This is a genomic window from Candidatus Phycosocius bacilliformis (assembly GCF_003112735.1).
Classification (GTDB): domain Bacteria; phylum Pseudomonadota; class Alphaproteobacteria; order Caulobacterales; family Aquidulcibacteraceae; genus Aquidulcibacter; species Aquidulcibacter bacilliformis.
Genome location: NZ_BFBR01000004.1, coordinates 42,254 through 67,845, shown reverse-complemented (window position 1 = coordinate 67,845; position 25,592 = coordinate 42,254). Strand labels below are relative to the sequence as shown.

The window sequence follows — 25,592 nt, the reverse complement described above, 5'->3', positions numbered from 1 at the left end:
AATTGAAATCATCTTGGGACAGGCGTTGCAGTCAGCCAGGCCTCAAGATGCGCATTGACCGCGTTTGGGGCCTCCTGCTGGACCCAATGGCCGACACCGGGCACGAGTTTGAGGGTGAAGTCCGACACCAGCCCGTCATAGGGCTCGGTGAGCTCCACACCCAAGGCACGATCTTCAGTTCCCCAGATCATCAGAGTGGGAACGTCGATGGTGGCGACTGTGTCGCGGCGATAGCGCGCAAAATCCGGCATCCGGGCGGCGGCGCGATAATAATTCACCATGGCGGTCAGCGCGCCGGGGATCAGCGCATTGTCGCGATAAATCTGTAAAACCTCTGGCCCGAAATGGGTCTGGTCCAAGGCCAGGGCCTGAAAGGCGCGACCAATGGCGCGCGCGCCATCGGCCCGCAAAGCCAGCTCTGGCAAGATGGGGAGTTGGAAAAAGAAAATGTACCAGCTCTTTTTCAATTGTCGCCACGTGCGCAAGCCTTCGGCCATGCGCGCAGGATGGGGGACATTGAGGATAATCAATCGATCAAGCTCAACCGCCTTATCCGCGGCCAGCGCCCAGGCAATGATTGCGCCCCAATCATGGGCGATCAAGGTGACTGGCCGACCCGCAGCGGCCTGCCCAATCAAGCCCACCACATCCTGGATCAGCTCACCCACCCGATAGGCAGCCACACCCGCTGGCTTTGAACTTTGCCCATAGCCACGCAGATTCGGGCTCCAGACCTCATATCCCAGCTTGACCAAGAGCGGGATCTGGAAACGCCAGGAGGCATGGCATTCTGGAAATCCATGCAAAAGCACAGCGAGCTTTTTGCCGCCGCGTCCGTCGATGCGGGTCTCCAAGGTTTGACCATTGGTGGCCACAAAGCTGATCTCAGGGGTGTCTTGTGTATTCATGTTACTCTCGCCCAGCCTTAATCTGGTCCAATCGGGCCAGGTTCGGCCCAATCCGCATCCTCTGGCTTGTGTTTGGCCTTCATTATGGGCATTTTGCGCGTATGACCATTCAGTTCCCTACCCCGCAAACTCCTGAGGCCGTGATGCTGGCACTGGGCCAACGTGCCCGCCAAGCCGCCAAGGCGGTGCGGGAGGCTTCGGCTGAAACCCGCTCTGCCGCTCTTGCCGCCATGGCCCGCCATATCCGGGCTGCAGCCCCCACAATTCTTGCCGCCAATGGTGAGGATATGGCCCGCAGTCAGGCCGAAGGCTTGTCACCGGCGATGTTGGACCGGTTGAAGCTTGATCCGGCGCGGTTGGAAGCGATGGCCGCGGCGGTTGAAGATGTTGCGGGGCAAGCCGATCTTTTGGGCGAGGTGATGGTTGATTGGACAAGGCCGAATGGCCTGCACATGCAGCGGGTGCGGATCCCCATTGGCGTCATCGGCATTATTTACGAGAGCCGCCCAAATGTGACGGCAGATGCCGGGGCATTGTGCCTGCGCTCGGGCAATTGTGTCATTTTGCGCGGCGGGTCCGACGCGATCGGCAGTTCGATGGCGATTACTGAGGCTTTGCGTGCGGGCCTTTCAGAGGTGGGCCTGCCGGAAGATGCCATACAGCTGGTCCCCACCACTGACAGGGCGGCCGTGGGTGCCATGCTGGCCGGACTTGAGGGGGCCATTGATATGATCATTCCCCGCGGCGGCAAAAGTCTGGTGGCGCGGGTGCAGAACGAAGCCCGTGTTCCCGTGTTGAGCCATTTAGAGGGCATCTGCCATACGTATATTCACCAAGCTGCTGACCCCGATAAAGCCGAGGCTTTGATCCTCAATGCGAAGCTGCGCCGCACCGGTGTGTGCGGGGCAACCGAAACCATGCTGGTGGATGCGGCAATCGCGCCCAGCCTGTTGCCGCGTCTGGCCGCGGCCTTAATCGCCAAGGGCTGTGAATTGCGCGGTGATGCTGCAGCACGCGCCATTGTGGCCATGGGCGAAGCCAATGAGCAGGATTGGTCAACGGAATATCTGGCACCCATCCTGTCGGTTGCCATTGTGGCAGGGATTGACGCGGCGGTGGCGCATATTGGTCGCTATGGTTCTGGTCATACCGATTGCATTGTGACCGAGGATGCTGTTGCGGCTGAACGTTTCCTGCACGAGGTTGATAGCGCCATCGTGCTGGTCAATGCCTCGACGCAATATGCTGATGGTGGCGAGTTTGGCTTTGGTGGCGAAATTGGCATTGGGACGGGCCGTCTGCATGCGCGCGGGCCTGTTGGGGCCGAAGGCCTTACCACGTACAAATATGTGGTGCGCGGAACTGGTCAGACCCGGCCCTAATCGGGGCAGCGGTTAAACAGACGTCCAGGTCCAGAGCCATCAACCGCTTGGCCGTCTCGTACCAGCACGTAGGGCACATGATCGGGCAAGCGTCCTTCAAAATGCCATTCCTGCATCTGGTTTGCGCCGATCCTGCGGTAGCGCTCAACCGTCTGATTGCAGCCCACCGGCGCACACACCCGTGTCTCGACTTCGATCAGGCCATCTGTGCTCAAGCCGACACGCAACACTTGTAGCGCCTCACCGTCGCCGGGCCGACCTGATCCTACTTCAACCTGGGGATTGTCGCCAAAGCGAAACGTCTGGAAATTTTCTTGCCGATCACAGGCACCTGCCCGCCAGACCGCACGGCCAAGCCAGGCTTGAGCCTGCTCCCCCGGATCGGTTGACGTCGCAGTGGCTTTCCCCCGCAGGGCCTTGGCCTCACGCGGCTTGGCATCAGCATGGTCGGCCATGGCCATGAAGACGAGGGCGGTCGCCGCCCCGATATAGCCTGCCTGCGATAGAATGTGGGTGATCCGTTCAGATAACATAAGGCTGCTCCAGCAATCATCATGCCATAGTCCGCCGCGCGGGGCCCGGCCATCATCGGCCAATGGCCCTAGCAAATCTGGCCCTAACAAATCATGACACGCCGCGCCAAATTCTCCCGACCAGCCAGTGCACAGAGGCTGACGGACCTGCGCAAACATTCTGGCCCTGAATCGCGCCAGAGCCTATCCTTGCACGATGAGTGAACCGGCGCTGAACCCCTCAGGCAGTCCCCGACCCAATCCCATGCGGGATGTCGCCTCGCTGATCGCGGGCCAGACGCTGTTGCAGATCGCGGGTGGTCTTCTCAATGTCTGGCTGCCATTGCAGATGCACGCGCTGGCATTCACGGGCAGCCAGATCGGCCTGGTCGCGTCGGCATTTGGCGTCGGCTTTTTGGCGGGAGCGTGGTTTGCCCCCAATATGTTGCGCGCCATTGGGGCGATCCGCAGCTATGCGGCAGCGGCCTCCATTGCGTGTGTGACCACGCTTTTGCTGCATGCAACCGATACGGCAGGGGGGTGGGCGATCAGCCGCTTGGTGGCGGGGATGGCGATTGCGGTGATGTTTGCCGCTGCTGAGGGTTGGATGGCAGCCGCAATCCCCAATGCACGGCGCGGCGATGTCACGGGCTTCTACATGCTTTGCACCAAGCTGGGATTGGTGTCTGGCCCCTTCATCATTGGCTTCACGCATCCAGAACCCAATGCTGCGGGTCCGATTATGGCAGCGGCGGCCTTTTTTGCCCTCTCGCTGGTCCCGATTTCGATTGCTGATACCACGCCACCCCCGCCAGCCACCGTATTGCGCATGTTGCCCAATCGGTTGTTCAGTCTTGCCCCGGCGGCTTTTGTTGCGGCACTTGGATCGGGACTGGTCAATGGGGCTGTTCTGTCACTGGCCCCGCTTTATGCCAGCGAGCGGGGTGGCGCACAGGCGGCGGCGGCTTTTCAGGCAGCTGCCTGGATCGGTTCGCTTCTGGTGCAATGGCATGCTGGCAGGCTGTCAGATCGCATCGACCGGCGCATTGTGTTGGCCTTTTTAATCGGGATTCCAGCGGTGGCAGCCTTTGTGCTGGCACTGGCGGGCAGTGGCCTGTCCATCACCACCAACACGATCCTGTTTGGCATCTGGGGGGCGGGTGCACTGTCCTATTACGGCATTGCGGTTGCCCATTTGGGAGATCGCACCCCGCGGACTGAAATGGCGGCGGCCAGCTCTGGCCTGTTGTTTGTCTGGGCGGGTGGTACCATTTTGGGTCCTGCCATTGGCGGTGTCTTGGTCGAGGTAAGCGGCAGTGCCCTGTCGATCTTCTGGCAGGCGGGCATCGTCTCAGCCATCATGGTACCGTGGGTCTTGTGGCGTACCGCCGCCCGTCCAGCCCCTGCCCCGGAAGACAAGATCGGTTTCCGCCCGGTCCAGACCAATTCGGTCTTGGGACACATTTTGGCCATGGGACGGAAATCCTCAGAGCCGGGTGATCCCCCCGCTAAGCCATGAGGCCTTGCGCATGAGCCTCGGCTTGCCCCACACCTTTTCAGATTGGTTTGCAGCGCGTAACTGGGCCCCACGTGCCCATCAGCTCGACCTGTTGGCGCAAGATCAGGCCGGCCAGCATACGCTCCTGATCGCCCCCACCGGGGCGGGCAAGACCTTGGCAGGCTTTCTGCCGTCATTGGTTGAATTGGCCGCCCAGCCAGATCGCCCGCGCCGATTGCATACCCTTTATGTTTCGCCGTTGAAGGCACTCGCGGTGGACGTCGAACGCAATCTGATGACCCCAATCGGCGAGATGAATTTACCGATCCGGGTTGAGACACGCACCGGCGATACCCCGACGAGCAAGCGCCAGCGCCAACGCCTTGATCCTCCCGACATCCTGCTGACCACGCCTGAACAGGTCGCTCTATTTGCCGGCATGCCCGATGCCGGTCAGATGTTTGCCGGCCTTTCGCGCATCATCATTGATGAGGCCCATGCCCTGGCACCAACCAAGCGCGGCGATTTGTTGGCCTTGGGGTTGGCGGCCCTGCAACGAATGGCGCCACAGCTGCGGCGCACAGGCTTGTCAGCCACCGTTGCCGATGAGGCAGCCCTCGCCCAGTGGGTGGCACCTCAGACAGGGCCACAGTCCAATCTGGCGCGTATCGTGCGTGGTCCGCAGGGATTAGCCCCAGACATTTCCATGCTGCTGTCAGACGAACGCGTGCCTTGGGCTGGCCACACCGGCCGACACGCGATGGCCGAAGTCTATGCCGCCATTCAGGCAACCCAAATGGCCTTGGTATTCGTCAATACCCGCTTCCAGGCTGAACTTGCGTTTCAGGAATTGTGGAAGATCAATGATGCCAATCTGCCGATTGCACTTCACCATGGCTCGCTGGACGTCTCCCAACGTCGAAAGGTCGAGCAGGCCATGGCCCAAGGTCGGCTGCGGGCGATTGTATGTACCTCCACCCTCGACCTGGGTATCGACTGGGGCAATGTTGACCTGGTGATCCAGATGGGTGCCCCCAAAGGCTCCTCACGTCTGATCCAGCGGATCGGGCGGTCAAATCACCGACTTGACGATGTGTCGCGCGCTATTCTGGTGCCCACCAACCGATTTGAAATGTTGGAATGTCAGGCTGCGCAAGAAGCTGTGTTGGGTGGGCATCTGGACGGACCCGTGCCGCGCCAAGGTGCCATTGATATTCTGGCTCAACACATCATGGGTTGCAGTGTCGGGGCTGCATTCCATCCCGACGACTTGTTTGCTGAAGTCACGTCAACAGCCCCTTATCATCACCTGTCTCGTCATCAATTCGACCGCATTTTGGGCTTTGTCATTGATGGCGGCTATGCGCTGAAATCCTATGACCGCTTTGCGCGGCTGCTCCGCGATGAAGAGGGTCGTTTGCGGTGCCGTAACCGAGAAGCTGCGCGGGCTTGGCGGATGAATGTCGGCTCCATCGTCGCCGATCCTGTTCTGAAGGTCCGGCAGGTGTCTGCCAATCGAAGCCGGAGGCCTGGGACGCCCTCGGGCGGGTCTACGCTGGTGGGCGGACGCGTGGTGGGCGAGATTGAAGAATATTTTGTCGATGGCCTGTCCCCGCGTGATACCTTTCTGTTTGCCGGTGAGGTGTGGCGGTTTGAGGGTGTTTCGGGAACCGATTGTCTGGTCAGCAAAGCGGCTGATGCCGCGCCAAAGGTTCCCTCTTGGGCCGGGGGTAAGTTCCCTCTATCGACCTATCTTGCCGTGCGCGTGCGCACCATGATCGCCACCCGCAGCTATTGGCCCAAGCTGCACCCGCAGTTGCAGGAATGGCTGCAGATGCAAGATTACGCGTCGGTAATCCCTCAAGAGGGGGAAATTTTGGTGGAAACATTTGCCCGTGGCCAGCGCTTCCATCTGGCTTGCTATCCGTTTGAAGGCCGGCTGGCGCATCAGACTTTGGGCATGTTGCTGACAAGGCGGCTCGAGCGGTTGGGTCGGGAGCCGTTGGGCTTTGTCGCCAATGATTATGCCATTTCGGTCTGGGGACTCAAAGACATGTCAAGGGTCGATATGGCGGCACTGTTTGATCAGGATATGCTGGGCGATGACCTCGAAGAATGGCTGGAAGAAAGCGTGTTGATGAAGCGCACATTCCGCAATTGTGCGTTGATTGCCGGTTTGATCGAGCAGAACCAGCCGGGCAAGCAACGCACTGGCCGACAGGTGACGTTTTCGGCTGATTTGATCTTTGACGTGCTGCGCCGCCATCAGCCAGATCATATACTTTTGGAGGCTGCCCGCGCGGAAGCCGGTGAAGGCCTGATGGATATTCGGCGGCTATCGGATTGCCTTGGCCGGATCAAAGGTCAAATCCGTCATCAGCGATTGTCCCGTATTTCTCCCTTCGCCGTGCCCCTGATGCTGGAAATCGGCAAAGTGCCGGTCAATGGCCAAGCTCTGGAAAACATCATTGAGGAAGCAGCCGGCGACAGCCTGCTGCAGGAGGCGATGGGAGAGAATTTCTCAGGCCTGTTCGAGGCGGGCCGCTAGGGCCTCAAGGCGTCCAGCCGCGCCGTCGAGGGCGGCCAAGGGTGCAGGGTCTTGGCTGGCCTGGGCGGCTTGGGCGCGCACATCGCTCAAGCGAGCAATTTCGGCTTCGGCCTTATCGAGACGCAGTTTCAGATCATGCATCTCATCGGCAACGATCAAGGCACCCATCAGGAACAGGCGTTGATCGCCAATTTGGCCGACAGAGCCTGCCAGCCTTTTGACATGCTCATCAAAATAGCGGGCCAAACGCATGACATGCTCTTCTTGGCCCTCGTCGCAGCCAATGGCATAGCGCCGCCCATTGATTTCAATCTGTACTTTCGCCACCGCTCGGCTCCGTCGCTTCGCTGAGACTAGATACCGGTTCTGGCCAGAATACCAGTGCCTGACATGCCAGTGAGCGGCTTATCATCGCCTCACATGCATCAGTTGGTGCCGTGTGCGGTCACCCCGGCCAATGGGCAGTTAGATCAACATGGCCACAAGTGTGGCAATGCCGCCGGCGATCAGGCCAATAATGGTGATCAGAACCGATGTGATGGTGAAGCTGCCGCCCATCTTCATGCCAAGGCCTGCAACCACCGACAAAGCACCACAGCCCAGCACGGCTTGCAGCCACGGCACATGCGCGCCCCAGATCAGCGCCATGCACAAGACCATGGCCCCAATCAGCACACAGCCCCACTGAGTTGCGACCAGAAAGGACTGATACATCGCAGATTGCTCTGCAATATCCATTTCGCCGGGGGTGTAGTGATCATTGTGGCTGGCCATGTGAACTCTCCATCTGCCCCCTCTTAGCCGCGCATCGGGGCTTTAGGCAAGATGGCGATACCAGCCAGACTGGATTCCAATACCGCTATGGTTGCCAGCGGTTGGTCCAGCATAACATGGTGCTGAGCCTCTGGAATCGTGACGAATCCGGTGTTGGGCGGGAAGATGGTCTTCATATAATTGAACACACGATCCTCCATCAAAAATGAGTGACCGCCCCGAATGACATAGCAGGGTACTTTAAGCTGGGGTGCCCGGTCAGACATGACGATGGGAGAAAAGCTGTTCCACAAAAACGGATCGAATTGCCAGGTCCATCCCCCATCGACCTGCTTGAGGGAGCCGCGTGCAATATGGTCGAGCGCCCAGTGATTGTCACATGGCTGGGGTGGGGCCAGCCGAAAGCGCGCCAGCGCTTCAGTCAGGCTGGCATAGACCCGGTTCGGTGCCGTCCGCTTGGGCGGGCCCTTCCATTCTTCGCCGGGTGGCTCAATCGGACTGTCGAGCAAGATGAGGCCGCCGATTTTGTCGGGTGCGGCCAATGCAGCCTCAATAGCTGGAACCCCACCGAATGAATGCGCGGCAATGACCGGTTGATTGCCGCTTGCAGCCAGGCCTGCGACCGCGCAAGCCCCCAAGACCTCAGCCACAAACAAGTCCATCCGGTAGACATCACGCCAGTCTGAGCCGCCCATGCCGGAAAAGGACAAGGCTGCGACGCGGTAGCCTGCTTTGGCTAGAAAAGGCGCGATAAAGCTCCACCAGCCAGCATGGGCACCATTGCCATGCAGCAATAAGACACCCGGTTGGCCGTGGGTTCCCCAGATCAAGAGTTCAATCCGCGCGCCGTCCACCTCAAACCATGCCCGCTCAGGGGTGTTCGCGATCGCGTCTAGCGCCCAGCCTGGATAGGGCGGTGCTGCGCCCCCATAGGCTTCCAAAAGCCCAACATCGCGTTTGGGGTCGGCAACTTCCGGCACCGAGGAAAGTTCGGCGCGCACGATCTGTTGAGGACTGGGGTGAGACATGCCCCCGACATGGCCTTTTGCGCGCACTTGGACAAGCCGTGACCTTGCGTCAAGCCAAGCAAAGATGTCAGCGCAAGCCGACTGCCGCCAAGGCTTTATCCTGGCGAAGGCCCAATTCAGCCTCATCAAACCCAGCGATGGAACTCTGAAACAACTCGTAGAAATTGAGTTTGGCACCCAGATGCAGATAGGCAGCACCCAATCCGATGGCGGCTCTGTCCATGAAAACGAACTCACGCGGGATGGTCACAGGGCCATGCTTTTGCAAGAGATTGCGTACTTCAAAAGCCTCCCGACGGCCATAGTCACCCGGTGCCACACCGTCGGCAACCGTGCGTACCCGGTTGTCGAGCAGGGGCGCATAGATAAAGCGGGCCCAGACATTGAGGACCTCGGCCAATGGCCGGGTCAGACCCTTAAAGCCCCAGATTTCATAAGCTGCCATCGTGCCATCAAAATCATTCTTTTCCAGCGACAGATAGAGCTGCACAACGCCTGCAACAAAGCGCGGCGGGAAAATCCTGACACAGCCAAAGTCGAGGAGGTTCAGGCGGCCTGCCCCCGCCGTCAGAGAGTAATTGCCCAGATGCGGGTCGCCATGGATCACGCCAGTGGCCATCATCGGCACCCACCATGCTTTAAACAGCAATGTGGCGATGCGATCACGTTCCTCCTGCGGGGCGGATTTGAAGCTCAAGAGGGGCGCGCCATCCAGCCACGTCATGGTGAGCAGTCGCCCCGTCGAAAGTTCGAGAATCGGTTCGGGACAGGCGATGTCAGGCTGGTCGGCCAACAACTGGCCATAGAGGCGCATATGCTGAGCCTCGCGCACATAATCCAATTCTTCCCGCAGCCGGTCTGTAACTTCCTCAACCGCTTCAGATGGGTCGAGTGATCGCTCGAAGGTTTTGAACAGGCTGAGAAGCGACTTCAATTGGGCAACATCGGCCTCTACCGCACTGGCCATATCCGGATATTGCAGCTTGCAGGCGACAGGGCGCCCATCATGCAGGTTTGCGCGGTGCACTTGTCCCAGCGATGCCGCATGAGCGGCTTCGGGTTCAAAGCGGGCAAAGCGCGTCTCCCAGTCCGGACCCAATTCGGCCCGCATTCGGCGCTTGACGAAAGGCCAGCCCATCGACGGAGCATTGGATTGTAATGCTGCCAACTCTTCGGCATAATCGGGCGGCAGAAAGTCTGGGATGGTGGCGAGAATCTGGGCTACCTTCATCAAGGGGCCGCGGGTTTTGCCTAGCGCCTGGCGCAAAGCAACCGCGATATTGCGATCCGCCTCGCTGCCGCCCACCAGTCGCTGGGCACCAAATGTGGCCGCCGCCGCACCCATATTGACGCCGACCCGTGCCACCCGGCTCAGCCGCCCACTCAAACGATTGCGCTCACGATCTTCCGCCATAGCGTCAATGTAGGGCGTAGGCGGACGGGAAGCGAGGGTTGCTTTTCAGTTCGCTGCCAGAAAGCAGGCGGCCTCGGTCAAAGCATTGCGGGCATCGGGCGAGGAGGCGACAAAAATCTGCCAGACATGGGGCAGGCCCGGCCAAATGCTGAGGCGGGCTTCAACGCCATTGGCCCATAATTGATCGGCAAAGCTGATGGCTTGATCACGCAGGGCTTCAGCAGAGCTGACTTGGATCACACAAGGTGGGAAACGCGCCAACAGGTCAGGGGTGGCCCGTAATGGCTCCACCAGTGGATCATGGGGTGAGGTTTCAGGGGCATAAAAGCTTCGGACCTGGGCCATGCCGTCAAGGCTAACGACTGGGTCCCGCAGCGGACTGGCAAGGGCGGTCGGGCAGGGGCCTGTCGCCAGAAATGGACTCATCAGCACGAGGCGGTCTGGCAGACGGGCCTTGGCTTGAATCATCTGCAGGACTGCAGCGGCGGCAAGATTGCCGCCAGCCGAATCCCCTGACAGCCAAAGATGGCTGGCAGTTTCAGCCCCGTCGGGGCCAAAGCGTGCGGCATGATCAAAGGCGGCGACACAATCTTGCAGTCCGGCCGGAAACGGGTGTTCGGGAGCCAGTCTGTAATCGATTGCCAGAACACTGGCCTGCGTGGCCACCGCCAATTCCGCCAGCATGGCGCGATGGCTTGCCAATGATCCGGCAATCCAGCCTCCGCCATGGAGGTGGACGAGCCGTTTGCCCGGCACTGCCTCAGGCGGGACCAACCACTCCCCCGCACGACCGCTGATCTGGACCATGTGAATTCGGCATTGTGACAATCCCGTTCCAACTTCCCCGCGACCATAATTGTCTGCATGGGAGCGGGCGGCCTCTATTGGATTGGCGGCATCAGGAGGTGTGGCCAGATGCGTGAACAAATCATCCAGCAAGTCTCTGCGCGGGCGGTTGGCCATATTGGGTCTCATTTAGAAGTTGCGGGCAATCGAGACACCGAAGTGCCTGGGTGGGTCATAAGAGGCAACCCGCAAGGACCCCAGTAGCGGGGAGACAACTGACAGGCTCGACAGGGTGGTCTCGTCGGTCAAGTTACGGCCATAGGCTGAAAGGGTCAGGCCGCCTGTGGGTGAGGTCCAGCTGAGGCCAAGGTCAAGTTTGCCATAGCCCTTTTGCTCGGCATCCGGGGTATTGAACTCGGTGAAATAAAAGTCAGACCGCCATGAAGCCGCCAGATGGGCCATGACAACCGCCCCGCTATCCAAGGGTTTGCGCCATTGCAGCCTGACCCCGCCTGTAACATCGCTGACCAGGGGCAAAGACTTACCCTTCAAGTCGAACGCCGCAAAGCCGCGCCGGGGATCGGTGGTGGTAAAGCGGTCAAAGCTGGCATCCAAGAGCGAGATATTGGCCGAGAGAGTCCATTCCGGTGTCGGCCTGATACTGACCTCTCCTTCAAGGCCTTGAATTGTTGCTTCGGCGGCATTGGCCAAAATCTGGCTCAAAGGGCCGATCTGCACCACTTGCAGATCGCTATATCGGCTGTTGAAGACAGCCAGGGTCAAGGAGGGCCGCTGCCCGCCCCCGGTCAGTTTGAGGCCCAGTTCGGCATTATCGATCGTCTCGGGCCGGACTGCGGGTGTGAAGGCCCCCAGATTCAGCGCCCCGGCCTTAAAGCCGGACGACACAGACCCATAGACCAGAAGATCATCTTTGGGTCGCCACTCCAATGTGGCTTTGCCACTGACTTTCGACCAGGATTTGGATTGAGATCCGCGTGTTAGGGTGAAGAAGTCGAGAAACTCATCAATCTTTTTCTCGTCCGCATTATAGCGGACCCCGCCGCGGGCTGTGAGGCTTTCATTGAGCTTGTAACCCACTTCGCCATAAGCGGCCCAGGATGTCGCCTCCAGATCGCCGCCGCCGGTAAAGCGGAACGGGATGGGAAAATTGAGAGGGAGCGCCGGGTTAAGGAACGCACCGGGCAATTGGCCTGGGACGGTTGTGACACGCGACTGGTCAAACCGCATGGCGGTTGCCCCTACCAACCAATCAAAGCGCGCACCCTTGGCTGAAGCGGCATAGACTTCAAAACTCTTTTGGTCGCTTTGGGTGTCCAGCGTGGTCACAGCGACTGGTCTATTGGTGCCATCTTGGTCATAGGTGATGGCCCGGTCACTTGTCCGCACATCGCCAATCATGGTCAGCTGGAAACTGTCGAAGCTGCGCTCAAAAATGCCAGATAGGCTTTTGACTTCCCGCTCGTTCGTTCCAAGCTCAGAGACCAATGTTCGTGGTGCTGCTGGCGGGCGAACGCCATAGAGAAGTTCAGCAGGCTGGGGGAAGGGATCGGGCAGGATTTTCAGGGCTGGTCCATTATTGTCTTGCTTCAAGCCCGACGCGATCAGACGTAGCGTCCCGCCGCCCACATCAGCCTCAATCTGGGCGCGTGCAGATGTTAGGCCTTCATCGTCAAAATGATCTGGACCTGATGCCAACATATTGGTGGCAAAGCCTTCCAGGCTCTTGTGCTCAATGGCCAAGCGGCCGCGGACCCGATCACTGAATGGGCCAGATAATGTCAGTTGTCCTTCAAGACGACCGAAATCGCCGACAGTGAGCACGGCTTCGCCCTCAAATGTCTGTGTTGGGCGCCGGGAGACCAAATTGATCGCGCCGCCGGTTGCATTGCGGCCATAGAGCGCGCCCTGCGGCCCGCGGAGAACTTCGATGCGGGAGATGTCGAGGAAGGCCACGCCGGTTGCTTCCTGATCGGACAAATAAACGCCGTCGGCATAGAGCGCGACACCCGGATCCCCGCCTGGATTGAAGAAGGAGTTACCCACACCACGGATGTAAATCTGGCTGATGCCAAAATTGGACGTATAGGCGAGACTTGGGACTTCGGCACCCAGATCGGCAAAGCCAGCGCCACCGGTGGCGCGCAAATCCTTGCCGCTGATCGCTGTAATGGTGTCGGCTGTATCCAGCAGCACCGTGCTGCGCTTTTGGGCGGTGACGATAATGGTTTCGGGGATTGTTTCAGCGGCTTTGTCAGGCGCGGTGGCGTTCTGGGCCAGTGCCAATGCCGGGATTAAGGTCCAGCTGGCTGCCAGCACAGCAAGCCCGCCAGATTGTGCCAAGATGGTGCGCCGAATTGGTCGAATGCTCGTCATTGCGTTTCCCCTCTGTTTTTGAGGCGAGCATGGAGCTGAGTTTGCGGATCGGGAAGGACGCATTCGCCCACATGGGGCGGACATTTTCGCTCAATTCTGAGGTCGGTTAGACGGTTTGTCGCCGCCATCTCTGCCGCGCTCGGCGCAGGCTACGGCTGTCTGAATAGCCAAGAAGCTGGGCGGCCTGCTCGCTGTGGACATGGGCCGCACTATGAGCCTGATCGTTGCACTGGCGATGGACTTCCAGAAGGCTCCTGAAACTCGTCCCTTGGAAACTCAATTGACGACGCAGCGTCGCAGTTGAAACACCCAATTGTCGGGCAATGCTGCCTTGGTGCATCTGTCCGCCATCAAAAGCCTTATTCACCAGATCGACAAAATCGTGGTCCGCAGAAACCAAGTTGTGGGCTTGGGCGGCTTGGGCGAGGCCGCGGTAAATGGCTTCAGCCTCTTCCTCATAATGTTGGATTTTACGGCTATGGAGGGCGGCGTGCGCGGCACTGGGCGCATAGACGATTACCACCCTTTCCGACTTGGTCAGCCGCACCGGTCGGTCCAACAGACAGAGCATGGTGCCAAGATCGGCTGTGCCATGGCGCGGCAATTCGATCCAACGCACCGGGATGGCCCCATTGGTCAGCCACACACACAGGCAATGCAGCATCATCAGCCAGATCTCATTGTAAAGATCGCCGGCCGGCTTCGGCATAGAAGGGCAATTGACCGATACGCGCAGGCCGTTGCGGCTTAGTTCATGATGGAGCAGGACCTCGGAGTTAATCAGGTCTGAGGCATGCTGGAACCGCCGCAAGCCATCAGCAAAATCATCAGCTTGGCTCATGCTGGCGGCGAGCACTTCAAATGTGCCAAGACGGTGCGGGCGAGACGCCAGACTGTGCGTCTCGTCCTGGTTGAAGCGAATATTATTGTTGAGAATCTTCCAAGTTTGTTCAAACGAGATATCAGCCTCGGCCCCCGGCCATTCGAGGGCTGATAATGTGAACAGGCCGCGGGCAGCTTCAGGTCCGACCAGATCGATGAGATAGCGGACTGGAACAGACGATCTCTTGATACGGCAGGGCAATGACCTGACTTCCTTTCATGACGGCGGGCGTCGTCCCGATCAGAGCCGTGCCACCGCAAGCTTCACAAGTTTGCAGAAGCCTAAGAGACTTGTCCAGATATTGTCTCGACGCCCCGCGCCAGTCTCTGCTAGACCAGCGCGCGGTGAACGTTGACATGGGCTACAGGCTGGCTGGATCATTGGTTGGCCTCCGCCCCTTGTGAAGGAATTGCGCGTGCCCATGGCTTTGTCGGTCTTCATCATCGCGAAAAATGAAGCCGACCGACTCGCACGGACATTGGAGTCCGTGCGCCACTTGTCTGATGATATCATTGTGGTCGATTCAGGCTCGACCGATGGAACTCAAGCTTTGGCTGAAAGCCTGGGGGCCCGCGTGATTTTCAATCCTTGGCCGGGCTATGGCTTGCAGAAGCAATTTGGCGAGGACCAATGTCGGCATGACTGGATGTTGAATATTGATGCGGATGAGGTCGTCACCGAGGAATTGGCCACCGCCATCACACACGCATTATCTTCTCCCGATGTGGCACCTTCCGCGTTTGAAACCCAAATCGTGGAAATGTTCCCCGGCGAGCCCCGCCCCCATCCTTGGGCATTTCGATTGAATCCTGTCCGGCTCTATCACCGCAAAGTAGGCCGTTATTCACCTTCGCCCGTCCATGACCGTGTTGATCTGGTGGCAGGAACCAAAGTGCAGCGGCTGGCTGGAATCATCGAGCATCGCTCGATCCGCTCACTCGGTCATGAGTTAATCAAGCTCAACGCCTATGCCGACATGCAGGCTGATGATCTGGACCGCAAAGGACGCAAAATCGCGGGATTGCGGCTGATCCTCGAATTTCCATTAGCCTTTCTCAAGGCCTATGTCGCGCGCCGACACTTTGTCCGCGGCCTCTACGGCTTCATGACGGCAATGAATTACGCGTTTTATCGCTATTTGCGGCTCGCCAAATATTGGGAGCGCCGCCTAGGCCGCTAGATCCGCTTTTAAGGGCTTTGCCGGTTTTCCAAAAACCATGAAAGCGGATCCACGTGTCCGTTGGTCTGATGACGACACGTGGTTTGGCATCAGGGCGTGAGAGCCCAACCGCGCCAGAAACCTTCAACATGGGCCGACAGGAAGGCATCCACATCAAATTGCGCTTCGTCGGTATCACCAAACGTTGCCATCATCATTGCGACTGCCGCAACTGGCGCACAGAATAAACGGGTCAGGGTCGCGGCATCCGCACCTTGGGTTTCTTTGGCGGCCAATGAACGCTCAAACAGCTTCTGTATCGACGTCTCCACTGGGTTGATGAAGCCATGACGCAGGAATGCAGCCAGATCTGGGAAACGATCGGCTTCACCCACGGCGATCCGCCAAGGTGCCAGCGCGCCAGGCGCGCTGAGGGCGATCCGGGCATCGCGCACCAATTGATGCAGCAATGGCTTGCTTGGGCCACGGTGCTCGTCAATCAAGCGACATGCGCCTTCGATCTGATCTGCAAGTACTCGACGAACTAATGCTTCGAACAATACTTGTTTCGAGTCAAAATAACGATAGACGATGGGCTTTGTTACACCGATTGCTGAGGCAATATCAGACATTCGTGTTCCGGCGTAACCATTCTCTGTGAATAGTCTTGTGGCCTCGATAAGAATACGTTCTGCGCGATCCTGAGCAGCAACTGCCGGGCGAGTACTTAACTTACCATTTGGCATACAATTCCTCCGCCTAGTTACATCGTTTTTCAACCTTTACATTGCGTCGCCATATTGAGAAGCCACAATTTACACTAGTTACCAGAGGAGAACCTAATCTGGCGGTCTCCTTCCTGATATCCATTCTCAACGAATATTTGGCTTAAGTTCTTGTTTGCAATCGACAAGAAATCGCTTTTATGGAGAAGTCGTTCTTGGCAATAAATTCATTTTTCGCGACGAAATGATATAACTTTTGGTAACCAAAAAGGGGAATAACGGTCGCGCTACTCGCGAGTTGCCCCTGGTGGTGTGGTTTTACCGCATTGATTATAAGGATTTAAAATTTTCCCCGAAATTTTATGCTGTGGCAGTGCCGACCTTTCACCCCCATGCCGCGAATTCAGATCGAACGCGCCATAGGAGAAATGACCCACAAAAAGCATCACGCCATCAGACTATTGGCACATTGTATGCCGAAATGAAATCGCAGACGTTGCAGAAGGCCATCCGCCAACTGCAATTTATTGTTGTTGTTGCTCAATTTGATGTTGCATGTCACGATTTGCTGACTTTGAGTTCCGCGTTGATCCGCCAAAGGCGTCTGGCTTTGACCGCGGCGCACGCACGACTTTCAGAAAATCACTATCTAAGGACAGCCGCTCGGCCTGACGCACATGGACGTCGACCTCAAGTATAGTTTCCGCATCCCCCTTTAGGACACCTCTCGTCGGCGGGACGTCTGCATAGTCCCGGCCATAGGCCACCACGACGTGGCGTTCGTTAGCCAGCATGTCATTTGTCGGATCAAACCCGACCCAGCCTTGCTCGGGCAAGTAGCATTCTACCCAAGCATGAGAAGCGTCGGGCACAGACCTGATTTCAGTATCCTGATCAGTCCTCGCCAGATATCCGGAGACATAGCGTGAGGGGACGCCCCATTGCCGGGCCACGGCCAGCATGATGTGGGCAAAGTCCTGGCAAACGCCTTTGCGATGCTCAAGCGCCGCGTCAATTGGACTGTCTGCTGCAGTAAAGCCAGGCACATAGTCAAATGCACCATAAATCTCCTTGTTCAGGATACGTAAGCCCGTCAAAGGATCCGGCGGCAACTCAAGCAGGTCATGCTCCCGCATGAAGGTTTCCAAATGACCCGAACCTTCCACAAAGGTTGAAGGTCGCATCATGTCATAATAACGGCTACGGACTTCATCGCTACGCAAATGGGCCCATGCACCCGGATCGACGCGGGCCGGCAGTGGGTCGGTGCGAACATAGGTTTCCACCATTGCACGTGAGCGGATGATCAGCTCTGTGTGGGGGGCGGGCACGTCGAAATGATAGACAATGTTTCCCAGCCAATCCCGGTAGGTCATCATTTTGGCGCGTGGCTCGGTCATGATGTCAAAGCCGACCAAGCGCTGAAGCGGCAAAGTCAAGGGTTGCAACCACAATTCCATCACGCTTTCACGCACGGGCGCGGAATAGAGATAGCGGGTCTCATGGGTGATTTCGAGCCGCATCACATCACTCCTGGGAATTGTGTGCCCGGCAACCGGTCCGCCAACGAATAGCTGATGAAGGCGGCATGGACAGCATCAGAAATCGCGATGCAATCATCTGCCACCTGGCCAATAAAGGCTTGGCCGCTTTTGCCTGTAACATCCTCGAGCACCGCAAAATTAAGTCTGGCAGCCAAACGCCCGGACAGCCGCCGACAGGTCTCACGTGCACGGGCTTCCGCCAAGACGCCAACTGCTTCCATATGTTGGGCGATTTCATTGGCACAAAACCGCAGAGATCTTGGAAAATAGGGGTCCAGCACCAAAAAATCTGCAATCTGATCGCGTTGGAAATTGGCGGTCTTGACCCGCAAATAGGGCTCTAAACCGCAACACATACGCAGCAATTGAACCCAGCCGAAGTCGCCAATCGCAGCCTGCCTCTCACCAAAATGCAGGTCCAAGAGTCGCACAATCAGCTGCGCGCGCTCGATCGTGCGGCCCATGGCCAGAAAGTGGAAGCCTTCGCCATGGCTCAAGGTCCCCGAGACAATTCCTTTAAAGGCATGCAAATCATTGATGGCTTCTTCAAAGAAGCCAGCAGCAAGATTAGCAAAATCGGGCTTCGACGCGGTTTCACGTACCCGGAAATAGAGCCTGTTCAATCGATCCCACATTTCGGTGGTGATTTGGTCGCGCACCTGACGGGCATTCTCGCGGGCAGCAAACACGGCACTATGGATTGAGGACAGCTCCCCCGCGCCACCAAAAGTCAGTAAGCGGGCCTCTTCTAGTGCGTCCATGCGCGCCGCCATGGGTGCAGCACCCAAGGCACGCATCGCGCGATCTGTGGTGAGTTCAGCTTCCTCCGTTCCCGCTTCCAGACCAGCTGTCAGGGTAATTTGCAGGACGCGACAGGCATGTTCGGCCCGCTCGGTATAGCGGCCAATCCAATAAAAACTATCGGCAACGCGGGACAGCATCATGATTTCGCCCGCCCGTCGCTGGGACCTGAAAGCACCCAAGTGTCTTTTGAGCCGCCGCCTTGGCTTGAATTGACCACCAGCGATCCCTTGCGCAGGGCCACGCGCGTCAGCGCACCCGGCGTAAGGGTCATGCGCGCCCCACACAGGATGAAGGGACGAAGATCAACATGGCGGGCCTCGACGGCACCGTCGATATAGGTTGGCGAGGTCGACAGCGATATGGTGGGCTGGGCAATATAATTATCAGGATCGGCTTTGAGCTTATCGGCAAATTCTGCCAATTGGGCCTTGGTCGCGTGGGGGCCAATCAGCATGCCATAGCCACCACTTTCACCGACAGCTTTGACCACCAATTGATCCAGATTGGCCAATACATGGGATAATTGGCTTTTCTCACGACAGAGATAGGTTTCGACAATATCGATGATTGGGTCTTGGTCGAGATAATGGCGGATGATTTGCGGGGTATAGGCGTAAACCGCTTTATCATCAGCAACCCCAGCCCCCGGCGCATTGGCGATCACCACATTTCCGGCCCGATAGGCATTCATCAGGCCTGCCACGCCCAAGGTGGAATCAGGCCGGAAGGCGAGTGGGTCGACAAAAGCATCATCCACCCTGCGATAGATGACATCCACCCGCTTAAGGCCGGAGGTGGTGCGCATATAGACAACATTGTCATGCACGGCGAGGTCGCGACCCTCCACAAGCGGGGCCCCCATCAGGCGCGCCAGAAAAGCATGCTCGAAATAGGCCGAATTGAACACGCCGGGCGTCAGCACCACCACTGTCGGATCAGGCTGATATTCGCTGGCGAGGCTCTTCAACATCGCCAAAAGGTCGTCGGGATAGGATTCCACCGGACGGACACGGGCCGCGCGATATAATTCTGGAAAGGCACGTTTGACCGCATCGCGGTTGGACAGCATGTAGGACACGCCAGACGGCACGCGCAGATTATCTTCCAGCACGACATAGGCACCGTCTTCGCGGCGAATCACGTCGGTTCCGCAAATGTTGACATAGGCCCCGTGCGGCACCTCCACCCCCAGCATTTCGCGGCGGTAATTGGGAGAACCCAGAATCAGGTCCCGGGGTATATAGCCATTATTGATAATGGCCTGATCGCCATAAATGTCGGCCAGAAACAGATTAAGCGCCTCCAGCCGCTGCTTGAAGCCACGCTCTAGCCGTTCCCAGTCCGCCGCCGGCACGATTCGGGGCAGGATGTCGGTGGGGATGATCTTTTCGGTGGCATCCTCATGGCCATAGACCGTGAAAGTCACGCCCTGGGCCATGAAGGTTCTGTCGATATTGGCCTGCAGGTCGCGCAGCGACTGCGGGCTTGCTTGGGTCAGACGATTATAGAGCCCGGCCCAACCGGGACGCGGGTCGCCTTTGGCGTCGAACATTTCATCAAAAGGGCGGCCCAGTTGATAGCCTTCAAACGGGCCGGGCTGACCTGGTCGCGGAAGCGCGATACTGTCACTGGCTTTGTCCGGCGCGCGCGCCATGGTGTTTCCTGCCTTCTGGCTTTTTGTCTGCTCCACTCCACGGGCGGCAGGCACTTGTGTCAAGCTGGCTGTGTGTGTCTTACGCAGGCCTGCCCAAAAAGCGGGCAGGTATCTTTGCCCGGCTTTAAATTTCTTCCCGACAAACAGCACTTGCCCCTATTGAACCATGCCTGTAGCGTGGCTTTCTGCAAACAAGAACACAATGATCAGGAGTGCCAGGGATGCGGTTTGAGGGCTCGAAGAATTATGTCGCGACAGACGATCTGAAGGTTGCGGTCAATGCCGCCATCAAGCTCGAGCGTCCGCTGCTGATTAAGGGGGAGCCCGGAACCGGCAAGACGGTGCTGGCCATTGAAGTTGCTAAAGCATTGGGTCTGCCGCTGATCGAATGGCACATTAAGTCGACCACAAAGGCTGTGCAGGGCCTCTATGAATATGATGCCGTCACCCGCCTGCGCGACAGCCAGCTTGGCGATGAACGCGTCAAAGATGTTCGCAATTACATTAAGAAGGGCAAGATGTGGGAGGCTTTTGCCCATGAGGGCCGCTGTGTCTTGCTGATCGATGAAATCGACAAAGCCGATATCGAATTCCCCAATGACCTCTTGCAGGAATTGGATCGAATGGAATTCCATGTCTATGAGACGGGTGAAACCATCAAGGCGATTGAGCGGCCCATCGTTATCATCACATCAAATAATGAAAAGGAATTGCCCGACGCCTTTTTGCGCCGCTGCTTCTTCCATTACATCAAATTCCCCGATGAAGACACGATGCAAGCCATTGTTGAGGTGCACTTCCCCGGCATCAAGAAGCGGTTGATCTCCAATGCTTTGGCCAGTTTCTATGACATGCGCAAAGTTCCCGGCCTTAAGAAAAAGCCGTCGACTTCTGAATTGCTCGACTGGCTCAAGCTCTTGGTGACCGATGACATTGATCTTGATGCGGTCAAGCAGAAGGATCCAACAAAGCTAATTCCGCCACTCCATGGCGCCCTGTTGAAGAATGAGCAGGATGTCGCTTTGTTTGAGCGTCTTGCGTTTCTGGCCCGGCGCGAAAGTCGGGGCTAATTTAGCAACCGGCGCGCCTTACAGACCTGACCAGACAATAAAGCCACCGACGAGGATAACGATGGTGCCGAAGACGGCGGATAAGGCGCGCTTTTGCTGACTGAGAGACCGGCTTGCGGCCGTGCCCAATGCGCTGCCGGCCATGCCGCCAGTGATCATTAAGGCGGCGACTGGCCAATTGACGAGGCCCGAAAGCGCGTAACTGGCGGTGGTCGCCGCCCCAAAGGCGCTCACTCCGACGAGCGAGGTGCCGACCGCAATTCCCATCGGCATGGCCGTGGCCCACATCAAGCCAGGCACGATCAGGAAACCCCCGCCGATCCCAAAAAATCCTGATGCGAGACCAACGGCGCCGCCACTTCCAATCAGGCGGGGCAGCAAATGCGGCGCACTTTCCCAAGACAATCGCACATCGGGGGCTTCTGCCCGGATTGGCTTGCGAAATGACACAAGCCCAACGCCGACCATAACCAAGCCAAACAGCGTCAGCAGTCTTTGGCCATCCACCGCCTTGCCCAAATGGGCACCCAGACTTGCCCCAACGACACCGGACACGGCAAAGACAGCTGCACAACGCCACTTTACATTTTGCGCCCGACCGTGCGCCCATAGGCCTAACAGAGCATTGGCTGCAACCGAGACAGCGCCAGTGCCAATGGCGGTATGCGGGTCGGTAATACCAACGCCATAAATCAGGAGCGGGACTGCCAAAATAGACCCGCCGCCGCCGATCAGGCCCAGGATCGACCCGATCAGCAGACCTGATCCGAGAGCAGCAAGGATGACAGCGGGCTCCATAAACTCAGCCTGCCTTCAAGACTGCAGCTGGCTGTGGCCGATTCCACGGCATCAGCGCCAAAAGCTTGGCCATGCCGCACCAGCCGGTGGTTCCCGCAAATGTCAGCCCGGCACCGATGAAGGCGGACAAGCCATAAAAGCCGGGATGTACCCACGTCCCGAGGATAATGCCGAGCAGCACCAAGCTGCCTGCGGTAATCTGGACCTGGCGCATGATTTCGATGGGTTGTTTGTGGTCTTTTTGGACTGGCAGGCCTGCCGCTTTCCAAGCCTCGATGCCACCCTCAAGAATATAGGCCTCGCAGGATGTGGCTGCGGCCAGTCGGTGCGCATTGGTTGCGGTCCGATTGCCAGCCTTGCAGTGAAAGATAACAGCCTGATCCCCGGCCAGCGGCAGAGATGACCCAAGGCTCGACAAAGGCACACTCTTGGCCGCGGCAATTCGCTCGCGCGCGGTTTCATCAGCTTCACGTATATCAACCAAACGAGCACCCTGAGCCAGCAGGGCTTTGGCTTCTTCGATGGAAATGGTCTTGAGGGTCATAGGGTTTCTCCGGTTTGAAAGGGTGGCTCACGCAGAGTGCGGGCTGCAGTAGAGCTGATGAAGCGTGTCCATCAGAACAGCGAGTTTGGGGTCAGCAATGGCATAAAAGATGGTGGTGCCGTCCCGGCGCGTCGACACAAGGCCTTCCTCACGCATCACGGCAAGATGCTGGCTCATTGCCGACTGGCTTAGCCCCACGGCAGTGCCCAAAGTCCCCGCACTGGCTTCGCCTAAGCCGACCAATGTGCACAGAACCAACAAGCGACGCTCATTGCCGATGGTCTTCAACAGTTTGGCGACGTCACCGGCCCGCTCAGCCATGGCGCTGGCGGCAAGGTCAAGATCGGCTGTCGTGGACATCTGCTGAACTCCATATATTAGCTATTGCTAATTTAGCAGTATCTAATATATAGTCAAGCAGCTTTTCCAGCAAGAGGGAGCTTGTGTGATGTCAGAACCCCGTATTCTCGCCTTTTTTGACGAACCCACTTTCACGGTCACTTATCTGGTCATCGACCCGGCAAGCGCGCGTGCGGTGATTGTCGACCCGGTTCTTGATTATGATCATCGCAGCGGGGCCGTCTCGACCACGTCAGCTCAAGCTGTGCTGGATGCGGCTTCGGCTCATGGGGTTGCGATCGACTTCATCCTTGAAACCCATGTTCATGCCGATCACCTCAGTGCCGCGCCATTCCTGAAAGCCCAGACAGGGGCTAAAGTCGTGATTGGTCACGCGGTTGACCAGGTTCAGCGCACATTCGGGCCGGTCTTCCACGCTGATGATCTCAGTTTAACCGGGGCAGAGTTCGATGTTTTGGCCGAGGATGGTGCCAAACTGCACTTTGGCCAGCAAAGCATTGAAGTCATGCATGTCCCCGGTCACACGCCGGCCTGCGTGGCCTATCGCATTGGCGATCATTTGTTTGTGGGCGATACTTTGTTCATGCCCGACTATGGCACGGCCCGGTGTGACTTTCCCGGTGGCGATGCAAGTGCGCTTTATCGCTCAATCCAGAAGATGCTCGCCTTGCCGCCACACACAAAGCTCTGGATGTGCCATGATTACAAAGCCCCGGGGCGGGACTATTTCGCGTGGGAGAGTGACGTTGCCAGCCAGCGTGCGCACAATATTCATATCCATGATGGCGTGAGCGAGGCCGATTTTGTGGCCATGCGGGAAACACGCGACAAGGGGCTTTCGGCCCCGGTCCTGCTCTTGCCGTCTGTCCAAGTGAACATGCGCGCCGGCCATTTCCCGCCCGCCGAAAGTGACGGCAAGCGCTTTCTTAAAGTACCGGTTTCCGGACAGATCCCCACATAGGCACTCGACAAGGTCGCTGTGTCCTCTAAAGTCATCACCAAATCACAGATGCCTCAGGTTAGACACTCATGTTCCAGCGCTTCTTCTCCGAACTTCGCGATGCCAAAGTGCCCATTAGTCTGAAGGAATATCTTCTGCTGTTGGAGGCGATGGATGAAGAGGTGATCGAGAGCGATATCACCGACTTCTATTATTTGTCGCGCGCCGCGCTGGTGAAGGACGAGCGCAATCTCGACAAGTTTGATCGTGTGTTCGGTCATGTGTTCAAAGGCCTGGAGAAGACTGGTGACGCTTTGGCCGCTGCCATCCCCGAGGACTGGCTACGTGCGCTGACAGAGAAATATCTCACCGAGGAAGAAAAGGCTGAAATTGAAAGTCTTGGTGGGTGGGAAAAGCTGATGGAGACGCTGCAGAAGCGTCTGGAAGAGCAAAAAGAGCGCCATGAAGGCGGCAATAAGTGGATTGGCACCGGCGGGACCTCACCCTTTGGGGCCAATGGCTATAATCCTGAAGGCGTGCGGATCGGTCAAAAGGAAGGCCGGCATGGCCGCGCCGTCAAAGTGTGGGACAAGCGCGAGTATAAGAATCTCGATGATCAAGTCGAACTTGGGACCCGCAATATCAAGGTGGCGCTGCGCCGTCTGCGTCGCTGGGCGCGCGATGGCGCTCCGTCTGAGCTTGATTTGAAAGGCACCATCGATACCACCGCCCGCAACGGCTATCTTGATGTCGTTTTAAGACCCGAGCGGCGCAATACAGTCAAAGTGCTGTTATTCTTCGATATTGGTGGCTCGATGGATGCCCATATCAAAGTGTGCGAGGAATTGTTCTCAGCCGCTCGTACCGAGTTCAAGCACATGGAATATTTCTATTTCCATAACTGTGTTTACGAAGAGGTCTGGAAAGATAATCGTCGCCGCAACAGCGAGAAGATGGCGACGTGGGATGTACTGCACAAATTTCCGGCTGACTACAAAGTCGTCTTTGTCGGCGATGCGACGATGAGCCCCTATGAGATTACCTATCCCGGTGGCAGTGTTGAGCATTGGAACGAAGAGCCAGGTGCGGCGTGGTTGAAGCGGGTGGCGGACGTCTATCCGCACCTGATCTGGATTAATCCAGTTCCTGAGCGGCACTGGGACCATACCCCATCGGTCAATCTGATCCGGGACGTCATCGGCCGCGACCGCATGTTCCCCATGACAATTCAGGGATTGGATCGGGCAATGCGGGAGCTTGGCCGCTAGGACCTCGGCCTTTGCCTGTTGCGCCAAATCAGCTCACTTTGCCACCATCAATTGTGGCGAGAGGTGTGGGCGATGTTCCGTTGGGTGTGTTTGGCCGTCTGTTTGGCTGCAGCGGGGTTTGGCGTCGGTGTTGCTGTAGCCGCGACGCCGGTGGAAGCCCGCGACGCCTTTAGTCGATTGGATGCCGACAAGGATGGCCGGCTGGCCCCAACTGAATTGCAGGGCCCGTGTGGAACAGACGTGTTTGCCATGCAGGATGTCAATCACGATGGGCAAATCACGCCGGGGGAGTTTCAGGCCTCTGGCAAGATTGTGATGTTCGCCGATAAAGGCGGCATTGACACTCGGAATATCGCAATGCGCTGGTTAGAATTCCGAATTGGTGATTTCAATCTCGATGACCAAGGAATTGCCCTATGTACGGTGGAGGAGGGTCAATATCCGATCGACCCGCAGGCCAGCGCGGCGGAGGTTGAGGCCGCCAAACACGAGGTGCAATCCCGGCTCAGCCAAGCCCGTCAAGCCAGCGTAACCCCATAATCCCCCCTTTTGCTGTGTCCCGCCTTTCCCCCAAGGGTTAAGGACAGGGATGGGGATGA

Annotated in this window: 24 protein-coding genes; 8 read left to right on the top strand and 16 right to left on the bottom strand. The window is 57.7% G+C overall.

Annotation, left to right across the window (positions count from 1 at the left end; all coding sequences use genetic code 11):
• Positions 1–8 precede the first annotated feature (8 nt).
• Positions 9–908 carry an alpha/beta fold hydrolase gene (locus PbB2_RS07510; RefSeq protein ID WP_108984702.1) on the bottom strand — a complete coding sequence of 300 codons (900 nt, stop codon included), beginning with the start codon at positions 906–908 and terminating at the stop codon, positions 9–11.
• A 101-nt stretch (positions 909–1,009) separates the two neighbouring features.
• Between PbB2_RS07510 and PbB2_RS07505 the strand changes: the two genes are divergently transcribed.
• Complete coding sequence (locus PbB2_RS07505; RefSeq protein ID WP_238164909.1) at positions 1,010–2,290, top strand: glutamate-5-semialdehyde dehydrogenase; 1,281 nt, start codon at positions 1,010–1,012, stop codon at positions 2,288–2,290.
• On the opposite strand, the gene PbB2_RS07500 is transcribed toward PbB2_RS07505, so the two are convergent.
• A complete protein-coding gene (locus PbB2_RS07500) occupies positions 2,287–2,982 on the bottom strand; it encodes a hypothetical protein (protein ID WP_108984701.1) in 696 nt (231 codons plus the stop codon). The two genes, PbB2_RS07505 and PbB2_RS07500, sit on opposite strands and share 4 nt — an antisense overlap.
• Before the next feature lie 37 nt (positions 2,983–3,019).
• Here PbB2_RS07500 and PbB2_RS07495 point away from each other — a divergent pair, with 37 nt between their 5' ends.
• Together PbB2_RS07495 and PbB2_RS07490 are read left to right on the top strand one after the other, a co-directional pair.
• Positions 3,020–4,321 carry an MFS transporter gene (locus tag PbB2_RS07495; protein ID WP_108984700.1) on the top strand — a complete coding sequence of 434 codons (1,302 nt, stop codon included), beginning with the start codon at positions 3,020–3,022 and terminating at the stop codon, positions 4,319–4,321.
• A 10-nt stretch (positions 4,322–4,331) separates the two neighbouring features.
• Positions 4,332–6,848, top strand: a complete 2,517-nt coding sequence (locus PbB2_RS07490) for a ligase-associated DNA damage response DEXH box helicase (RefSeq protein WP_108984891.1) — start codon at positions 4,332–4,334, stop codon at positions 6,846–6,848.
• Here the strand turns inward: PbB2_RS07490 and PbB2_RS07485 are convergent.
• The 7 genes from PbB2_RS07485 to PbB2_RS07455 all read right to left on the bottom strand — a co-directional run bounded on the left by PbB2_RS07485 (position 6,822) and on the right by PbB2_RS07455 (position 14,328).
• Positions 6,822–7,175, bottom strand: coding sequence for a cell division protein ZapA (locus PbB2_RS07485; RefSeq protein WP_108984699.1), 354 nt, complete (start codon positions 7,173–7,175; stop codon positions 6,822–6,824). The two genes, PbB2_RS07490 and PbB2_RS07485, sit on opposite strands and share 27 nt — an antisense overlap.
• 138 nt (positions 7,176–7,313) lie before the next feature.
• On the bottom strand, positions 7,314–7,622 hold the full coding sequence (locus PbB2_RS07480) for an aa3-type cytochrome c oxidase subunit IV (RefSeq protein ID WP_108984698.1): 309 nt from the start codon (positions 7,620–7,622) through the stop codon (positions 7,314–7,316).
• Between the two features lie 23 nt (positions 7,623–7,645).
• Positions 7,646–8,650 carry an alpha/beta fold hydrolase gene (locus PbB2_RS07475; protein WP_108984697.1) on the bottom strand — a complete coding sequence of 335 codons (1,005 nt, stop codon included), beginning with the start codon at positions 8,648–8,650 and terminating at the stop codon, positions 7,646–7,648.
• Positions 8,651–8,717: 67 nt separating this feature from the next.
• The gene (locus PbB2_RS07470; RefSeq protein WP_108984696.1) at positions 8,718–10,064 is read right to left on the bottom strand and encodes an ABC1 kinase family protein; all 1,347 of its coding nucleotides are present in this window, start codon (positions 10,062–10,064) and stop codon (positions 8,718–8,720) included.
• A 45-nt stretch (positions 10,065–10,109) separates the two neighbouring features.
• A complete protein-coding gene (locus PbB2_RS07465; RefSeq protein WP_192576224.1) occupies positions 10,110–11,027 on the bottom strand; it encodes an alpha/beta hydrolase in 918 nt (305 codons plus the stop codon).
• 12 nt (positions 11,028–11,039) lie between these two features.
• A complete protein-coding gene (locus PbB2_RS07460) occupies positions 11,040–13,244 on the bottom strand; it encodes a TonB-dependent receptor (protein ID WP_192576223.1) in 2,205 nt (734 codons plus the stop codon).
• 106 nt (positions 13,245–13,350) lie between these two features.
• Complete coding sequence (locus PbB2_RS07455) at positions 13,351–14,328, bottom strand: AraC family transcriptional regulator ligand-binding domain-containing protein (RefSeq protein ID WP_108984693.1); 978 nt, start codon at positions 14,326–14,328, stop codon at positions 13,351–13,353.
• A 220-nt stretch (positions 14,329–14,548) separates the two neighbouring features.
• Between PbB2_RS07455 and PbB2_RS07450 the strand changes: the two genes are divergently transcribed.
• On the top strand, positions 14,549–15,307 hold the full coding sequence (locus PbB2_RS07450) for a glycosyltransferase family 2 protein (RefSeq protein ID WP_108984890.1): 759 nt from the start codon (positions 14,549–14,551) through the stop codon (positions 15,305–15,307).
• Positions 15,308–15,396: 89 nt separating this feature from the next.
• Here the strand turns inward: PbB2_RS07450 and PbB2_RS07445 are convergent, their stop codons facing one another.
• The 4 genes from PbB2_RS07445 to PbB2_RS07430 all read right to left on the bottom strand — a co-directional run bounded on the left by PbB2_RS07445 (position 15,397) and on the right by PbB2_RS07430 (position 20,013).
• A complete protein-coding gene (locus tag PbB2_RS07445) occupies positions 15,397–16,032 on the bottom strand; it encodes a TetR/AcrR family transcriptional regulator (protein ID WP_108984692.1) in 636 nt (211 codons plus the stop codon).
• Positions 16,033–16,535: 503 nt separating this feature from the next.
• Positions 16,536–17,534 carry a transglutaminase family protein gene (locus tag PbB2_RS07440; protein WP_108984691.1) on the bottom strand — a complete coding sequence of 333 codons (999 nt, stop codon included), beginning with the start codon at positions 17,532–17,534 and terminating at the stop codon, positions 16,536–16,538.
• Positions 17,534–18,499: an alpha-E domain-containing protein gene (locus PbB2_RS07435; protein WP_108984690.1), complete on the bottom strand. Its 966-nt coding sequence runs from the start codon at positions 18,497–18,499 to the stop codon at positions 17,534–17,536. Before PbB2_RS07435 ends, PbB2_RS07440 begins: the two co-directional genes overlap by 1 nt.
• Positions 18,496–20,013: a circularly permuted type 2 ATP-grasp protein gene (locus tag PbB2_RS07430; protein ID WP_108984889.1), complete on the bottom strand. Its 1,518-nt coding sequence runs from the start codon at positions 20,011–20,013 to the stop codon at positions 18,496–18,498. The genes PbB2_RS07435 and PbB2_RS07430 overlap by 4 nt, the downstream gene beginning before the upstream one ends.
• 221 nt (positions 20,014–20,234) lie before the next feature.
• On the opposite strand from PbB2_RS07430, the gene PbB2_RS07425 reads away from it, so the two are divergent.
• On the top strand, positions 20,235–21,083 hold the full coding sequence (locus PbB2_RS07425; protein ID WP_108984689.1) for an AAA family ATPase: 849 nt from the start codon (positions 20,235–20,237) through the stop codon (positions 21,081–21,083).
• A gap of 18 nt (positions 21,084–21,101) precedes the next feature.
• Here the strand turns inward: PbB2_RS07425 and PbB2_RS07420 are convergent, their stop codons facing one another.
• Genes PbB2_RS07420 through PbB2_RS07410 form a run of 3 tightly spaced genes read right to left on the bottom strand, consistent with a single transcriptional unit; the run spans position 21,102 to position 22,785 of the window.
• Entirely contained in the window at positions 21,102–21,881 is a 780-nt protein-coding gene (locus PbB2_RS07420) for a sulfite exporter TauE/SafE family protein (protein WP_108984688.1), read from the bottom strand.
• Between the two features lie 4 nt (positions 21,882–21,885).
• A complete protein-coding gene (locus PbB2_RS07415; protein WP_108984687.1) occupies positions 21,886–22,425 on the bottom strand; it encodes a rhodanese family protein in 540 nt (179 codons plus the stop codon).
• Between the two features lie 27 nt (positions 22,426–22,452).
• Positions 22,453–22,785 (bottom strand): ArsR/SmtB family transcription factor, encoded by a 333-nt coding sequence (locus tag PbB2_RS07410; RefSeq protein ID WP_108984686.1) that lies wholly within the window; start codon positions 22,783–22,785, stop codon positions 22,453–22,455.
• Positions 22,786–22,873: 88 nt separating this feature from the next.
• Between PbB2_RS07410 and PbB2_RS07405 the strand changes: the two genes are divergently transcribed.
• The 3 genes from PbB2_RS07405 (at position 22,874) to PbB2_RS07395 (ending at position 25,533) form a co-directional block, all read left to right on the top strand.
• Positions 22,874–23,746: an MBL fold metallo-hydrolase gene (locus tag PbB2_RS07405; RefSeq protein WP_108984685.1), complete on the top strand. Its 873-nt coding sequence runs from the start codon at positions 22,874–22,876 to the stop codon at positions 23,744–23,746.
• Between the two features lie 68 nt (positions 23,747–23,814).
• Entirely contained in the window at positions 23,815–24,993 is a 1,179-nt protein-coding gene (locus PbB2_RS07400) for a vWA domain-containing protein (protein ID WP_108984684.1), read from the top strand.
• A gap of 72 nt (positions 24,994–25,065) precedes the next feature.
• Complete coding sequence (locus PbB2_RS07395) at positions 25,066–25,533, top strand: EF-hand domain-containing protein (RefSeq protein WP_108984683.1); 468 nt, start codon at positions 25,066–25,068, stop codon at positions 25,531–25,533.
• Positions 25,534–25,592: the final 59 nt, after the last annotated feature.

Coding starts and splice junctions, on each gene's coding strand:
- PbB2_RS07415 (WP_108984687.1), bottom strand. CDS start 22,425: ATGACCCTCAAGACCATTTCCATCGAAGAAGCCAAAGCCCTGCTGGCT.
- PbB2_RS07500 (WP_108984701.1), bottom strand. CDS start 2,982: ATGTTTGCGCAGGTCCGTCAGCCTCTGTGCACTGGCTGGTCGGGAGAA.
- PbB2_RS07505 (WP_238164909.1), top strand. CDS start 1,010: ATGACCATTCAGTTCCCTACCCCGCAAACTCCTGAGGCCGTGATGCTG.
- PbB2_RS07420 (WP_108984688.1), bottom strand. CDS start 21,881: ATGGAGCCCGCTGTCATCCTTGCTGCTCTCGGATCAGGTCTGCTGATC.
- PbB2_RS07480 (WP_108984698.1), bottom strand. CDS start 7,622: ATGGCCAGCCACAATGATCACTACACCCCCGGCGAAATGGATATTGCA.
- PbB2_RS07435 (WP_108984690.1), bottom strand. CDS start 18,499: ATGATGCTGTCCCGCGTTGCCGATAGTTTTTATTGGATTGGCCGCTAT.
- PbB2_RS07475 (WP_108984697.1), bottom strand. CDS start 8,650: ATGTCTCACCCCAGTCCTCAACAGATCGTGCGCGCCGAACTTTCCTCG.
- PbB2_RS07425 (WP_108984689.1), top strand. CDS start 20,235: ATGCGGTTTGAGGGCTCGAAGAATTATGTCGCGACAGACGATCTGAAG.
- PbB2_RS07440 (WP_108984691.1), bottom strand. CDS start 17,534: ATGCGGCTCGAAATCACCCATGAGACCCGCTATCTCTATTCCGCGCCC.
- PbB2_RS07450 (WP_108984890.1), top strand. CDS start 14,549: ATGGCTTTGTCGGTCTTCATCATCGCGAAAAATGAAGCCGACCGACTC.
- PbB2_RS07405 (WP_108984685.1), top strand. CDS start 22,874: ATGTCAGAACCCCGTATTCTCGCCTTTTTTGACGAACCCACTTTCACG.
- PbB2_RS07460 (WP_192576223.1), bottom strand. CDS start 13,244: ATGACGAGCATTCGACCAATTCGGCGCACCATCTTGGCACAATCTGGC.
- PbB2_RS07395 (WP_108984683.1), top strand. CDS start 25,066: ATGTTCCGTTGGGTGTGTTTGGCCGTCTGTTTGGCTGCAGCGGGGTTT.
- PbB2_RS07410 (WP_108984686.1), bottom strand. CDS start 22,785: ATGTCCACGACAGCCGATCTTGACCTTGCCGCCAGCGCCATGGCTGAG.
- PbB2_RS07445 (WP_108984692.1), bottom strand. CDS start 16,032: ATGCCAAATGGTAAGTTAAGTACTCGCCCGGCAGTTGCTGCTCAGGAT.
- PbB2_RS07490 (WP_108984891.1), top strand. CDS start 4,332: ATGAGCCTCGGCTTGCCCCACACCTTTTCAGATTGGTTTGCAGCGCGT.
- PbB2_RS07510 (WP_108984702.1), bottom strand. CDS start 908: ATGAATACACAAGACACCCCTGAGATCAGCTTTGTGGCCACCAATGGT.
- PbB2_RS07470 (WP_108984696.1), bottom strand. CDS start 10,064: ATGGCGGAAGATCGTGAGCGCAATCGTTTGAGTGGGCGGCTGAGCCGG.
- PbB2_RS07430 (WP_108984889.1), bottom strand. CDS start 20,013: ATGGCGCGCGCGCCGGACAAAGCCAGTGACAGTATCGCGCTTCCGCGA.
- PbB2_RS07495 (WP_108984700.1), top strand. CDS start 3,020: ATGAGTGAACCGGCGCTGAACCCCTCAGGCAGTCCCCGACCCAATCCC.
- PbB2_RS07465 (WP_192576224.1), bottom strand. CDS start 11,027: ATGGCCAACCGCCCGCGCAGAGACTTGCTGGATGATTTGTTCACGCAT.
- PbB2_RS07400 (WP_108984684.1), top strand. CDS start 23,815: ATGTTCCAGCGCTTCTTCTCCGAACTTCGCGATGCCAAAGTGCCCATT.